The organism is Tsukamurella ocularis (assembly GCF_965138335.1).
GTDB classification, from domain to species: domain Bacteria; phylum Actinomycetota; class Actinomycetes; order Mycobacteriales; family Mycobacteriaceae; genus Tsukamurella; species Tsukamurella ocularis_A.
Map to the genome: position 1 here is coordinate 1 of NZ_CBCSDV010000042.1, position 12,314 is coordinate 12,314.

14 protein-coding genes are annotated in these 12,314 nt (G+C 73.1%); 7 read left to right on the forward strand and 7 right to left on the reverse strand.

The genetic code is table 11. The features are described 5' to 3' along the window. Window positions 1-203 precede the first annotated feature (203 nt). Complete coding sequence (locus ACNAYW_RS22945) at window positions 204-1,049, forward strand: undecaprenyl-diphosphate phosphatase (protein ID WP_415851936.1); 846 nt, start codon at window positions 204-206, stop codon at window positions 1,047-1,049. On the opposite strand, the gene ACNAYW_RS22950 is transcribed toward ACNAYW_RS22945, so the two are convergent. Beyond that, complete coding sequence (locus ACNAYW_RS22950) at window positions 1,036-1,899, reverse strand: LysR family transcriptional regulator (protein ID WP_415851937.1); 864 nt, start codon at window positions 1,897-1,899, stop codon at window positions 1,036-1,038. The genes ACNAYW_RS22945 and ACNAYW_RS22950 overlap by 14 nt on opposite strands. A gap of 70 nt (window positions 1,900-1,969) precedes the next feature. Between ACNAYW_RS22950 and dapA the strand changes: the two genes are divergently transcribed. Further along, window positions 1,970-2,866, forward strand: a complete 897-nt coding sequence (gene dapA / locus ACNAYW_RS22955) for a 4-hydroxy-tetrahydrodipicolinate synthase (RefSeq protein ID WP_415851938.1) — start codon at window positions 1,970-1,972, stop codon at window positions 2,864-2,866. A gap of 17 nt (window positions 2,867-2,883) precedes the next feature. Here dapA and ACNAYW_RS22960 read toward each other — a convergent pair whose 3' ends face one another. After that, window positions 2,884-4,299, reverse strand: coding sequence for a DUF4153 domain-containing protein (locus tag ACNAYW_RS22960; protein ID WP_415851939.1), 1,416 nt, complete (start codon window positions 4,297-4,299; stop codon window positions 2,884-2,886). A 287-nt stretch (window positions 4,300-4,586) separates the two neighbouring features. On the opposite strand from ACNAYW_RS22960, the gene ACNAYW_RS22965 reads away from it, so the two are divergent. From ACNAYW_RS22965 to ACNAYW_RS22975, 3 genes are read left to right on the forward strand one after another with little or no spacing between them, the layout of a single operon-like run. Continuing rightward, window positions 4,587-5,246 (forward strand): MSMEG_4193 family putative phosphomutase, encoded by a 660-nt coding sequence (locus ACNAYW_RS22965; protein ID WP_415851940.1) that lies wholly within the window; start codon window positions 4,587-4,589, stop codon window positions 5,244-5,246. After that, window positions 5,243-5,824, forward strand: coding sequence for a DUF3090 domain-containing protein (locus ACNAYW_RS22970; protein ID WP_415851941.1), 582 nt, complete (start codon window positions 5,243-5,245; stop codon window positions 5,822-5,824). Before ACNAYW_RS22965 ends, ACNAYW_RS22970 begins: the two co-directional genes overlap by 4 nt. Then, the gene (locus ACNAYW_RS22975; RefSeq protein ID WP_415851942.1) at window positions 5,825-6,601 is read left to right on the forward strand and encodes an SCO1664 family protein; all 777 of its coding nucleotides are present in this window, start codon (window positions 5,825-5,827) and stop codon (window positions 6,599-6,601) included. Window positions 6,602-6,605: 4 nt separating this feature from the next. On the opposite strand, the gene ACNAYW_RS22980 is transcribed toward ACNAYW_RS22975, so the two are convergent. The 4 genes from ACNAYW_RS22980 to ACNAYW_RS22995 all read right to left on the reverse strand — a co-directional run bounded on the left by ACNAYW_RS22980 (window position 6,606) and on the right by ACNAYW_RS22995 (window position 9,592). After that, window positions 6,606-6,791: a hypothetical protein gene (locus tag ACNAYW_RS22980; RefSeq protein WP_415851943.1), complete on the reverse strand. Its 186-nt coding sequence runs from the start codon at window positions 6,789-6,791 to the stop codon at window positions 6,606-6,608. Beyond that, window positions 6,788-7,654, reverse strand: coding sequence for an MbnB/TglH/ChrH family RiPP precursor modification enzyme (locus ACNAYW_RS22985; RefSeq protein ID WP_415851944.1), 867 nt, complete (start codon window positions 7,652-7,654; stop codon window positions 6,788-6,790). Before ACNAYW_RS22985 ends, ACNAYW_RS22980 begins: the two co-directional genes overlap by 4 nt. Next, window positions 7,651-8,562: a TIGR04222 domain-containing membrane protein gene (locus ACNAYW_RS22990; RefSeq protein ID WP_415851945.1), complete on the reverse strand. Its 912-nt coding sequence runs from the start codon at window positions 8,560-8,562 to the stop codon at window positions 7,651-7,653. Before ACNAYW_RS22990 ends, ACNAYW_RS22985 begins: the two co-directional genes overlap by 4 nt. A gap of 103 nt (window positions 8,563-8,665) precedes the next feature. Beyond that, a complete protein-coding gene (locus ACNAYW_RS22995) occupies window positions 8,666-9,592 on the reverse strand; it encodes a TIGR04222 domain-containing membrane protein (protein ID WP_415851946.1) in 927 nt (308 codons plus the stop codon). Window positions 9,593-9,842: 250 nt separating this feature from the next. On the opposite strand from ACNAYW_RS22995, the gene mshC reads away from it, so the two are divergent. Both mshC and ACNAYW_RS23005 read left to right on the forward strand, forming a co-directional pair. Beyond that, window positions 9,843-11,087 (forward strand): cysteine--1-D-myo-inosityl 2-amino-2-deoxy-alpha-D-glucopyranoside ligase, encoded by a 1,245-nt coding sequence (gene mshC / locus ACNAYW_RS23000; protein ID WP_415851947.1) that lies wholly within the window; start codon window positions 9,843-9,845, stop codon window positions 11,085-11,087. A 25-nt stretch (window positions 11,088-11,112) separates the two neighbouring features. Further along, window positions 11,113-11,424, forward strand: coding sequence for a hypothetical protein (locus ACNAYW_RS23005; RefSeq protein WP_068525617.1), 312 nt, complete (start codon window positions 11,113-11,115; stop codon window positions 11,422-11,424). 15 nt (window positions 11,425-11,439) lie between these two features. Here the strand turns inward: ACNAYW_RS23005 and ACNAYW_RS23010 are convergent, their stop codons facing one another. Further along, window positions 11,440-12,303 (reverse strand): PAC2 family protein, encoded by an 864-nt coding sequence (locus ACNAYW_RS23010; protein WP_415851960.1) that lies wholly within the window; start codon window positions 12,301-12,303, stop codon window positions 11,440-11,442. Window positions 12,304-12,314 lie beyond the last annotated feature (11 nt).

Sequence of the window (12,314 nt, forward strand, 5' to 3'; positions counted from 1 at the left end):
ATCGTCGGGCGGTCCTCGCGGGCGGGCGTCGTGGAACAGCCGGCGAGGGCGACGGCGGCGGCGACCGTCAGTGCCGCGAGCCGAAGGGCGCCGGGAGCGGAGCGAGCGGGCCGGGTCGAGGGCGCGAATGTGCGGGTCATGATCCCTCGAAACTACCGCCCCGGGCCCGCCCCGGCTCCGGCCGGTAGCCTGCCCGGGTGGACATGACGTGGTTGCAGGCGATCGTGCTCGGCGTGGTGCAGGGGTTGACGGAGTTCCTTCCCGTCTCGTCCTCGGGACACCTACGGATCGTCTCGGAGCTCTGGTTCGGCGACGACGCAGGTGCCTCCTTCACGGCGGTCACGCAGCTGGGGACCGAACTGGCGGTGCTGATCTTCTTCGCGCGGGACATCTACCGCATCGTCATCGCGTGGTTCCGCGGCCTGTTCGACCAGGCCGAGCGGGGTGTGGACTACCGCATCGGCTGGTACGTGATCATCGGCACGATCCCGATCGGCGTGCTGGGGTACCTGTTCAAGGACGAGATCCGCACCGCGGCCCGCAACCTCTACCTGGTGGCGACGATGCTCATCGTCTTCTCGATCGTCATCTTCGCCGCGGAGTACGTGAGCTCGAAGGTGTACGCGAACCGGCAGCGGCCGCTGGAGCAGGTCACCGCCCGGGACGGCATCCTCATGGGCCTCGCCCAGTGCCTCGCCCTGATCCCCGGCGTCTCGCGGTCCGGGGCCACGTCGAGCGCGGGCCTGTTCCTCGGCCTCACGCGCGAGGCGGCGGTGCGCCTGTCGTTCCTGCTGGCGATCCCCGCGGTCACCGCATCGGGCCTGTTCAGCCTGCCGGACGCCTTCAAGCCCGCGGGGGAGGGCCTCCACGCCTCGGGGCCGCAGCTGCTGGTCGCGACGGTGATCGCCTTCGTCGTGGGCTACGCGGCGATCGCCTGGCTGCTCAACTTCGTGGCGAAGCACTCGCTGAACTGGTTCGTCGGCTACCGCATCGCGGTCGGCTTCCTGGTGCTCGGTCTGCTGTGGGGCGGGGTCATCAGCGCGACCTGAGCGCCGACCGGGCCGCCCCGATGAGCGGGTCCGCCGCCGCGCCCCGCCGGTACGCGAGGGCGGTGTGGCGCACCACGTCGAGCGGGGTGAGCAGCACGTCCTCGGGCACGTCGACGGCGGCGAGGTCGGGGATCACGGCCACGCCCTGCCCTGCTTCGACCAGCGCGAGGACGGCGGTGAAGTCGTCGGTGCGGTGCCGCACGCGCGGGGTGAAGCCCGCGTTCTCGCAGGTCCGCACGGTGGCGTCGTCGCAGAGCGTGCCGACGGTGCCGGAGATCCAGCGCTCCTCGGCGCACTCGTCCAGCGACCGGGGCCGGTCCGTGCGGGTCGCGAGGTGCACCGCCTCGTCGAACAGCGGCTCGGTGTCGAGCGCGGGCTCGTCGCGGGCGGGGAGGCAGTCGTAGCGCTGGATCAGCGCCACGTCGAGCCGCCGCGAGCGCAGTTCCTCGGGCGCGGTCGCGGGGTCGATCTCGGTGACGCGCACGTGCAGGAGCGGGTGGTCGCGCGAGAGACGCAGCAGCGCCGGGGTCACGACGGTGCGCATCGCGGAGCTGAACGCGCCGATCCGCAGCTCGCCGGTCACGTCGGTGCCGAGGGCGTCGAGCTCCGCGCGGGCGCGTTCCAGCCGTTCGAGCACCGCGTCGGCGTGGCCGACGAGGATCCGGCCGGCTTCGGTGAGCCGGACGCTGCGGCCGGTGCGTTCGAGGAGCGGGCGTCCGGCCTCCTTCTCCAGCGTCGCGAGCTGCTGCGAGACGGCCGACGGCGTGTAGTCGAGCGCCTGCGCGACGGCGGCGATCGTGCCGCGCAGTGAGAGTTCCCGGAGGAGGCGCAGACGATGCACATCGAGCATCAGTTCAGCTTACGCTCGACATTGCGATTTCGCGCTGGACCTTCTGCTCGGCGTGCGCGAATCTGAGACCATGCAGCTCACTGGCCTCCACGTCCCCCTCGTCACCCCCTTCGCCGCCGACGGCACCGTCGATCTCGCGGCGCTCGAGCGCCTCGCCCACGACACCCTGGCCGACGGTGCCGACGGCCTCGTCGCGCTCGGCACCACGGGCGAACCCGCGACCCTCACGCCCGCCGAGCGAGCCGCGGTGGTCGACCGCATCGGCGGCGTCTGCGCCGAGCGTCGCGCCGTTTTCACGGTGGGCGTGGGCGGCAACGCGACCGAGGACACCGCCACGGCCCTCCGCCGGATCGACCCGCGGGCCGATGTGGCGCTGGTCGTGGTCCCGTACTACACCCGGCCCTCCGAGGCGGGCGTCGTCGAGCACTACCGCCGGGCGGCGGCCGCGAGCCCGGTGCCGCTGATCGTCTACGACATCCCGCAGCGCACCGCCCGCACGCTGTCGCTCGAGACGCTCCTCGCGCTCGCCGCGATCGACGGGGTGGGTGGATTCAAGCACGCCGCGGGCGCGGTGACGGAGACGACGGTGCGGCTGCTCGCCGCGATCAACACGGCGACGCCGGGCGCCGTCTCGGTGCTGGCGGGCGACGATCCGTTCGTCGGCGCGCTGCTCGCGCTCGGCGGGCACGGCGCGATCTCCGCCAGCGCGAACGTCGCGGCGGGGGAGTTCGCGGCGCTCGTCGCGGCGTGGCGCGAGCACCGGCTGGAGGAGGCCCGCGTGATCGGGGGCGCCCTCGCAGCCCTCGCCGCGGCGCTGTTCACCGAGCCCAACCCGACGGTGATCAAGGGCGTCCTCGCCGCGCAGGGGCGCATCGCCACGCCCAACGTGCGCCTCCCGCTCCTTCCGGCGTCCGACGGTGCCGTCGCCGCCGCCGTGGACCTGGTGCGGGTCGCCGCGGCGGCCTGATCGCCCGCCGAAGCCCGTCAGCGCGTCGCCGACCGCCCGTCGCCGCACTTCTCCGTGTCCCGCTCGGACGTCAGCGTCACGGCGTCGGCGCGGCTGCGCCCGAGGTTCCAGTCGAGCCAGGACGCGTCGGCGGCGGACCGCGGCCGGACGGCGCACTGCGCCAGGTCGGGCGGCAGCTGGGCGATCGCGGGCCGCGCGTCGGGGCCGAGGGTGGCGAGGTAGTCGACGTCGATCTTGCCGGACTCCCGGAACCGCTCGACGTTGTGCTCGGCGACCCACGCCTCCGGGTTCATCACCCCGAGCCCGAACAGGACGAGCGCCGCCGAGCACAGCGCGGCCCGGGGCAACTGCGCGACGGCGCGCAGCGCGACCGCGACGGCCGTGAGGACGAGCAGGAGTCCCATCCAGAGCTCGAACGCGTCGACCACGAGCCGGAGCACCGTGAAGCCGTAGGCCTGCTGGTAGACGTGCATCCGGTACAGGGCCGAGGCGACCACGACGAGCGCCAGGGCGCACAGTGTCCCGAGCGCCGCGGACAGCGCGAGGCGATCCGAACGGCTCTCCCGCGGGGCGGCCCACCACGTCAGGCCCACGACGACGAGAGCGAGCAGCGTCGCCACGGTGAGCTGGCCGAAGCCCTTGTGCACCGATTCGGCGTAGGTGACGCCGGCGGTCCGCTGCACGTAGTCGTGACCGGCCCACAGCGTGGTCGCCTGCGCTGCCACGAAACCGGCGAACATCGCGATCACCACGCTCAGCGGCGCGAGCCACTCGAACCGCTTGAGCGCGCGGCGGTCGGCGAAGAGCGCGGTTCCGGCGACGCGGCCGGGCGGGTTGATCGCGGTGTACCCGATACCCACCGCGAGGACGCCCACGAACACCGCGAGCGCCGCGCGCCCGAAGAGCTCGTCGCCGTCGAGCCGGGGGAGCAGCGCCTGCACCCAGGATCCGAACACCGCGTCGCCCGTGGCGAACAGCGCCCCGAAGACGACCAGGGCGGCGACGCAGAGCGCCACCGTGCGCAGCACCGGCCAGCCGATCGGCAGCCGGCGGACGGTGCCCACGGTCCGGCGCGCCCAGGGCGCGGCCCGGATCAACGACAGCGGCCACAGCGCGGCACTGACGGCGATGTCGCGCACCGTTCGTGCCCCCGAGAGCGCGGAGAAGACCAGGGGGACGAGTGCGATCACCACCAGCGTCGCGAGCCAGCCCGCGGCCCGCAGCACGAGCAGGGACGCCAGGCCGGCGGCGATCGCGGCCACCACCCAGGTGAACGGCGAGCGCCGGTTCTTCGCGACCGCGACGGGCGCGAGCAGCAGGGCCGCGGCCACGATGACGCCCGCGACGGACGTGACGCCGTGATCGGGGAGCAGCACCGCCGCGAGCACGCCCACGACGCTCGCGCCCGCCAGCAGGGCGGGCCGCGCGGGCACGTCGCGATCGGGCCAGAACGCGCCGAAGAGGACGTCGGTGCCCGGTACGGGGGGGCAGCGGCGGGCCGTACACGCGGGGCGGCTCGCCCGGGCGCGGCGGCGGGATCGGGGCCTGCACCGGCGGGTCGACGGGATTCCGCGCCGGCGACCAGGTGTCCGATCGCCCGTACGGCGGTGGGGGAAGTGTCATCGCTCCTCCTTCGACGATGCGCACCCCGGGACCCATCCACAACGGTGCGCCAACACTTGCAAATAGTGTACGTGCGCGACGCGCATAGACTCGGGGCATGACCGTGATCCTGCTGCGCCACGGCCGCTCGACCGCGAACACCTCCGGGGTGCTCGCGGGCCGGGCCAAGGGCGTCGCGCTCGACGACGCCGGCCGCGCCCAGGCCGCCGATCTCGTCGGCCGCCTCGCCGACGTCGAACTGGTGGCCGCCGTCCGTTCCCCGCTGCTGCGCTGCGAGCAGACCCTCGCGCCGCTCGCCGCCGCGCACAGCATCAGCCCCGAGGTCGACGACAGGCTCGTGGAGGTCGACTACGGCGCGTGGACGGGCCGCGCGATCAAGGATCTGCTGCAGGAGCCGCTGTGGAAGGTCGTGCAGCAGCAGCCCTCGGCGGCCGTCTTCCCGGACGGGGAGGGGCTCGCCGACGTCCAGGCCCGCGCCGTCGCGGCGGTCCGCGAGGCCGACCGCCGGTTCACCGAGGAGCACGGTCCGGGCGCGGTGTGGGTGGCGTGCAGCCACGGCGACGTCATCAAGGCGGTCGTCGCCGACGCGCTCGGCACGCACCTCGACCAGTTCCAGCGGCTGTTCGTGGCGCCGGCGTCGGTCTCGGTCGTGACCTACGGCCCGGCGCGCCCGCTCGTGCAGTGCGTCAACTCGTCCGGTAGCGTCACGCTGCCCAAACGTCCAGCCAAGGAGGCCACGGTGGGAGGCGAGGCATGAGCCGCTCCGTCCATGTTTTCCGCACCCCCGACAGGTTCGTCGTGGGCACCGTCGGGCAACCCGGCGATCGTGCCTTCTACCTGCAGGCGGTGCACGAATCCCGCGTCGTCTCCGTGCTCCTGGAGAAGCAGCAGGTCGAGGTGCTCGCCGAGCGGATCGCCGCCCTGCTCGACGAGGTGGCCCGCCGCTTCGGCACCGCGATGCCCGGAGCCGACACGCCGGTCACCGACCTGCAGCCGCTCGTGATGCCGGTCGACGCGGAGTTCCGCGTCGGCACCATGGGCCTGGGCTGGGACTCCGAGGAGAAGGCGGTGGTCATCGAGTTGCTCGCCATCACCGAGCAGGAACTCGACGAGTCCGTGGTGCTGGCCGACGACGCCGAGGAGGGGCCCGACGCGGTCCGCGTCTTCCTCAGTCCCATCGCGGCCCGCGAGTTCGCGAACCGCTCGGAGAAGGTCCTCGGCGCCGGCCGCCCGGCCTGCCCGCTGTGCGGCCAGCCGCTCGACGCCGACGGGCACATGTGCGTGCGCCTCAACGGCTATCGGCGCGGCGCCGCCTTCGGCTCCGAGGACGAGTAGGTGGATCTCACGGTGGACCTCGAGAGCGCCGACCTGACCATCCTCGGCCGGATCACCAGCGCCTCCAACGCCACCCTGCTCTGCGACCTCGGCGAGACGGGGGAGCGGGCCGTCTACAAACCGATCCGCGGCGAAGTCCCGCTGTGGGACTTCCCCGACGGGACGCTCGCGGGCCGCGAGGTCGCGTCGTACCGTGTGTCCGAGGCACTCGGTTGGGGCCTCATCCCCGAGACGGTGCTCCGCGACGGTCCGCTGGGGCCCGGGATGGTGCAGCGCTGGGTCGACGAGCCGGACGAGAGCCCCGAACTGGTCGACCTGTTCCCGCTCGACGGTGTGCCCGAGGGCTACCTGAAGGTCTTCACCGGCTACGTGGAGGACGACGACGCGCCGGACGGCATCGCGGAGGTCGCGCTCGCGCACGCCGACGACCCGCGGCTGCGCCGGATGGCGGTGCTCGACGTGCTCATCAACAACGCCGACCGCAAGGGCGGGCACATCCTCACCGGCCCGGACGGTCGCGTCCAGGGCGTGGATCACGGCATCTGCCTGCACAGCGCGCCGAAGCTCCGCACGGTCCTCTGGGGCTGGGCGGGACGCCCTGTCGCCGACGAGGTGCTCGCCGACATCGAGGCCCTCCGCGCGGCGCCGCCGGACCTCACGGGCCTCATCACCGAGGAGGAGCAGGAGGCGCTCGTCACCCGCGCCGCGATCCTCCTGGAGCTCGGCGCGATGCCGCTGCCGACTCCGAGCCGACCGATCCCCTGGCCTCCGTTCTGACCGGTCAGCCGCGACGGGGGAGCCACCGTCGCCGACGGTGCGCCGCCTCCGCGTGTCCGGCGTGCGCGTCACGCTTGTGCCGGCACACCGCTCCGGCGGCCGCGACCTCGTCCCGGTCGAAGCCCTCCGGCACGGGACCGTCGGCGACGAGCGCCCGCACCAGCGCCTCCTGTCGCTCCCGCAGGCTCATGTCCATACCTTCCGTGCGTGCTCGGTGATCGGCGCGCAGAGGGCGGCCGCGGCGATCGCGTCGAGCTCGTCGAACAGCTCCGCCGCCGGCGGGTAGCGCCCGTCCCGTTCCAGCATGAACGGCACGTCCGCGCGTTCCCGCAGGGCCGTGACCAGTTCCAGCACGCCGGCGTTCACCGGGTCGGTGTGCGTGTCGTGGTAGCGGCCGCCGCCCTCGGAGCCGCCGGCCACGTGGCTGTAGGCGATCCGGTCGACGGGCAGCCGCGCCAACTCGTCGTGCGGGTCGCGGCCCCGGTTGCGCGCGTTCGCGTAGACGTTCGCGACGTCCAGCACGAGCAGGGCCCCGGTGCGCTCCAGCAGCTCGGCGAGGAACTCCGCCTCGGTGAACTCCTCCTCGGGCCAGCGCAGGAACGCCGCGATGTTCTCCACCGCGAGCGGCACCGCCAGCGCGTCCTGCATCCGGGTGATGTTGCGGACCAGCACGTCGAGGGCCTCCCGGGTGCGGGGCACGGGAAGCAGGTGCCCGGCCTCGATGCCGCCCGCGCGGACGAAGGCGATGTGCTCGCTGACCAGGGGCGCGCCGAAGGCCTCGGCGCACGCCGCCAGTCGGTGCACCCGTTCCGGCTCGAGGTCGTCGGCCCCGCCCAGCGAGAGTGCGACCCCGTGCGGCACCAGGGGTACGCCGTTCTCCCGGAGCGCGAGCACCAGCGGGTCGGGCGTCGCGCGACCCCGCCGGATCGGCACCGATTCGGCGATCACCTCGCAGAATCCCGGCCGCAGGTCGGCGATGACGCCCGCGATCTCGCGCCGCCAGCCCAGGCCGAGCGGGCCGAGGGCGGGGACGGTGCGGGTCACGGTGCTCATCCTCCGCACCCGCCGCAGCCACCACAACCTCCGCACCCGCCGCAGCCGCCGCCCCCGTCGCCGCCGCAGGACGCGCCACCGCACGAACCGCCACCGTCGCCCGAGGCCTCGGCGCTGCCCGCCAGTTCGACGTTGCCCGCGAAGGTCTCGTCGAGCTGCCACAGGGCCGCCGTGCCGAACACCGCCACCGAGAGCCCGACCGCCGCGGCGCCGTAGGTCGCCCAGGCGGGCGTGCGGGAGGGTGCCAGGTACTCGAGCCGGTCCCTCTCCGCCCGCAGCAGCCGGGCGCCGGCGCGGGTGCCCCGGTCGACCGACCACAGGGGCGGTGCGACGGCGATCGCGGTGATCAGCGCCGGCACCAGGACGCCGGGGACCAGCGGCAGCGGGTCCCGACCGAACCCCACCAGGAGCACGAACGCCGTGATCGCTCCGGTGATCGCGGCCGCGGTCACCGGAGCCGCACCCAGGCACATCCGCCTGCGATCCGTCTCGGAGCGCAAGTAGCCCCTGGCCGCCACGCGGTCCTCGACGGCGTCGAGTTCGTCCGACAGTGCCACCGTGACCTCGTTGACCGTGTACGACGAGAGGCCGTCGCAGTACGCGTGGACGGCGCGGAGGAAGGGGTCCGTATCGGGCGGTAGTGGGGCCCCGGTCAGCTGCCGCACGGAGCTCACGTGCCCTGCCGCCCGCAGCTGAGCGAGGGCGACCACGACGGGGGCCTGGCGGCTCCGCAGGCAGGCCAGCTCGATGGGCGTCAGCGCCGGGTCGGCGACGGCGCGCCGCCGGGGCGCCGCCGCGACCCGCCAGACCAGGGCGAACGCGATGCCGCCGAGGAGCAGGTACAGGAACCACCGGGTTTGGGCCGGAAGGAGGATTGCGAGGACTGTGTCGAGTGTGGAGCGGGACATGACGTTCACCTCCTGGTGACGGGTCGACTTCGATCCCGGCGCCCTCGCTGTTGAAGGCCCGGTGGGGTGTGTCGATGCAGGTGCCGGATGGCTGCGGCGTCTCTCAGCCGCCGCAGCCCCCGCCGCCGCAGCCGCCGCCTCCGCCGCACGACGAACCGCCGGAAGAGCCGCCGCTGCAGGAGGATCCGCCGCAGGCGAAGCCGCTACCGCAGGAGGCGCCCGAACCATCGGTTCCGGTGCCGCCCGCGACGGCCATCGCCGCGGCGTACCGCGGGTCGATCTGCCACAGCGCGGCGGTGCCGAACAGGGCCACGGAGAGTCCGACCGCGCTCGCGCCGTAGGTGGCGAACGCGGGCCGTAGGGACGGCTTGAGGTACCTCGCCCGCGACCGCTCACCGGCGAGGAGCCTCGATCCGGCGCGCGTGGTCCGCGGGACGGAGAGCAGGGGCGGGAGGACGAACACCGCCGTGAACATCGACGGGGCGAGGAACCCGGGGAGCACCACGTCGACGGGAGCGCCGCGCAGGAGCAGCAGCGGCGTGCACACGATCCCCGCCACCGTGACGCCCAGCAACGGGACCGCGCCGCACCGGCTCCGCCAGCGTTCCGCGCCGGTGCGCAGGTAGCCGCGCCGCGCGAGTCCGTCCTCCAGCTCCCGCAGGGCTCCCAGCTGGTCGTGCAGCAGCAGGTTCACGGAGAACTGCGAGCCGTCGAGCCGGTGCAACAACCGTCGGGTGAAGGCGTCCGCGGCGGGTGGCAGGGGACGCGCGGGATCGGTGCGACCGTCCGCGCCGAGGTGCCCACCCGCCCTGAGCAGGCCCATCGTCGCAACGAGCGGGGCCTGCCACGACCGCAGGCAGGCGATCTCGGCAACGGTGAGCGGCGGGTGCTCGACCGTCGGCCGCCGCACGGCGGTCAGGAAACGCCAGGACAGAGCGAATGCGACCGCGCCGAGCAGGCAGTACAGGAACCACCGGGACTCGGTGGGGAACAGGTTGTCGAGTGCGATCTCGAATTCATTGCGGGACATGACATTCACCTCCTGGTGCGGGTCGATCGTCAACGTTGGGTAAAGCATGGCGGCAGATCGGAGTACCCGCTAGTAACTCGGGGCAAGAGTTTCCTGAGAGTTCTTGCGGCACAGCATCGTCGCCGCTCGAGAGGGGTTTCGTGGCCGCGCGTACCGGTGCCGGCGTGCGGTGTGGACCCGCCGATCACGGCGCGCACGGCGGTCGACGGCCCGAAATCCACGATCGGATACGTGCGCATAGGGTGGGGGTATGCGTTCCTGGCCGACCCCCACCGTTCCCACCGTGCCCGGACCGTCGGTCCCGCTGCGCCTCTACGACACCTCCGACGCTGCGGTGCGCCCCGTCAATCCCGGCCCGGTGGCGGGCATGTACGTCTGCGGCATCACGCCCTACGACGCGACGCACCTCGGCCACGCCGCCACCTACCTCGCCTTCGACCTGGTCAACCGGGTGCTGCGGGACAACGGTCACGACGTCCACTACGTGCAGAACGTGACCGACGTCGACGATCCGCTGTTCGAGCGGGCCGAGCGCGACGGCATCGACTGGCGTGACCTGGGCGCCCGCGAGACCGACCTGTTCCGCGAGGACATGGAGGCCCTGCGGGTCATCCCGCCCCGCGACTACATCGGCGCCGTCGAGTCCGTCGACGAGGTGGTCGACTACGTCGGCAAGCTCCTGGACAACGGCTCGGCGTACGTCGTCGACGACGCCGAGTACCCCGACGTCTACTACCGCTCCGACGCCACCGAGCAGTTCGGCTACGAATCGGGCTACGACCGGGCGACCATGGAGAAGTTCTTCGCGGAGCGCGGCGGCGACCCCGATCGCCCCGGCAAGCGCGACAGCATCGACCCGATCCTGTGGCGCGCCGAGCGGTCCGGCGAACCGTCGTGGCCCTCGCCGCAGGGGCCGGGCCGCCCCGGCTGGCACATCGAGTGCGCCGCGATCGCCGCGAACCGCCTGGGCGCGACCTTCGACATCCAGGGCGGCGGTAGCGACCTCATCTTCCCGCACCACGAGTACTCGGCGGCGCACGTCGAGGCGGCGACCGGCGAGCGGCGCTTCGCCCGGCACTACGTGCACGCGGCGATGATCGGCCTGGACGGCGAGAAGATGTCGAAGAGCCGCGGCAACCTCGTCTTCGTCTCGAAGCTGCGCCGCTCCGGCGTCGATCCCGCCGCCATCCGCCTGGGCCTGTTCGAGGGCCACTACCGGCAGGACCGGCCGTGGTCCGACGAGGTGCTGCAGCGCGCACTGGCGCGACTCGACCTGTGGCGCCGCGCTTTCCGGGCGTCGTCGGGGCCCGACGGGGCCGAGCTCATCGACCGCGTCCGTCGGTACCTGGCGGACGACCTGGACACACCGCACGCGCTCAGCGCGATCGACGCCTGGGCCGAGAAGGCCATCACCCACGGTGGCCCCGACGCGGGCGCACCGGCCGCCGTGGCGATCGCCGTCGACGCGCTGCTCGGCGTACCTGCCACGGCCTGACAGCGCGACACGATATATTGCGCCTGTGAGGACCGTCAGCGAGCTGGCCCCGGATCTGACCGAGGGCGTGTGGACCGTTCAGACCCGCACGTCCACGTACGTGGTCGATCTGGGGGAGATGACCCTGATGCGCGCCCCCGGCATCGGCGGCGATTCCGAGGACGAACAGTGGAGCATCAGCTCGCTGCGCCGTGACTCGGAGGACATCCCGCTGCTCGGCATCAAGAGCTGCCGGGTGGGGGAGTCCGCCCAGTTCTGGGTCCGCGCCGCCGACGATCCCGATGTGCGCACGTGGCGGATCACCACGCCGGTCGTCTCGATCGAGCGGATCGGTTAGCGCCGCCCCGAGCCCTTACGGGCCCGTTCCGGGACCCCGCCGCCGCAGGTACTTCTCGAACTCCTCCGCGATCGCGTCGGCGTCGATGTGCTGTTCGACGTCCTGCGTCTCCGCGTCGCCGCGCTCCTCGAGCCCCCGCACGTAATCGGCGACGTCCTCGTCGTCCTCGGTCATCTCCGTCACCGACGCCTCCCAGGCCTCGGCGCGCGCCGGCAGGTCGCCCAGCGGCACCGCGAGATCGAGGGCCTGCTCGACGCGCTGCAGCAGCGCGGCGGTGGCCTTCGGGTTCGGGGGCTGGGAGACGTAATGCGGCACCGCCGCCCAGAACGAGACGGCGGGGACCCCCGCGCGCACGCAGGCGTCCTGCAGGACGCCCGTGATCCCGGTGGGGCCCTCGTACCGGTTCTGCTCGAGGCCGAAGCGTTTCGCGGACTCCGCGTCGTACCCCGCGCCGGTCACCGGCACGGGCCGGGTGTGCGGCGTGTCCGCGAGCAGCGAGCCCAGGATCACGACGCTGTCGATGTGCAGCTCCGTGAAGATCGTCAGCAGCTGGTCGCAGAAGGCCCGCCAGCGGAAGTTCGGCTCGGTGCCGCGGAGCAGCACCACGTCGCGGTCGGCCTTGGGCGGCCGGCACACGGAGAGGGTGGTCGACGGCCACTCGACCGCCCGGGTCACCCCGTCGACCTGCTTGATGATGGGCCGGTTGACCTGGAAGTCGTAGAAGTCGTCGGAATCGACCTCGGTGATGAGCTGCGCGTCCCAGGTCAGTTCGAGGTGCTCGACGGCGCCCGACGCGGCATCGCCCGCATCGTTCCAGCCCTCGAACGCCGCGATGAGGACCGGGCGGTCGAGCTCGGGGAAGGACGTCACTTCGATCAGAGTACGCGCCG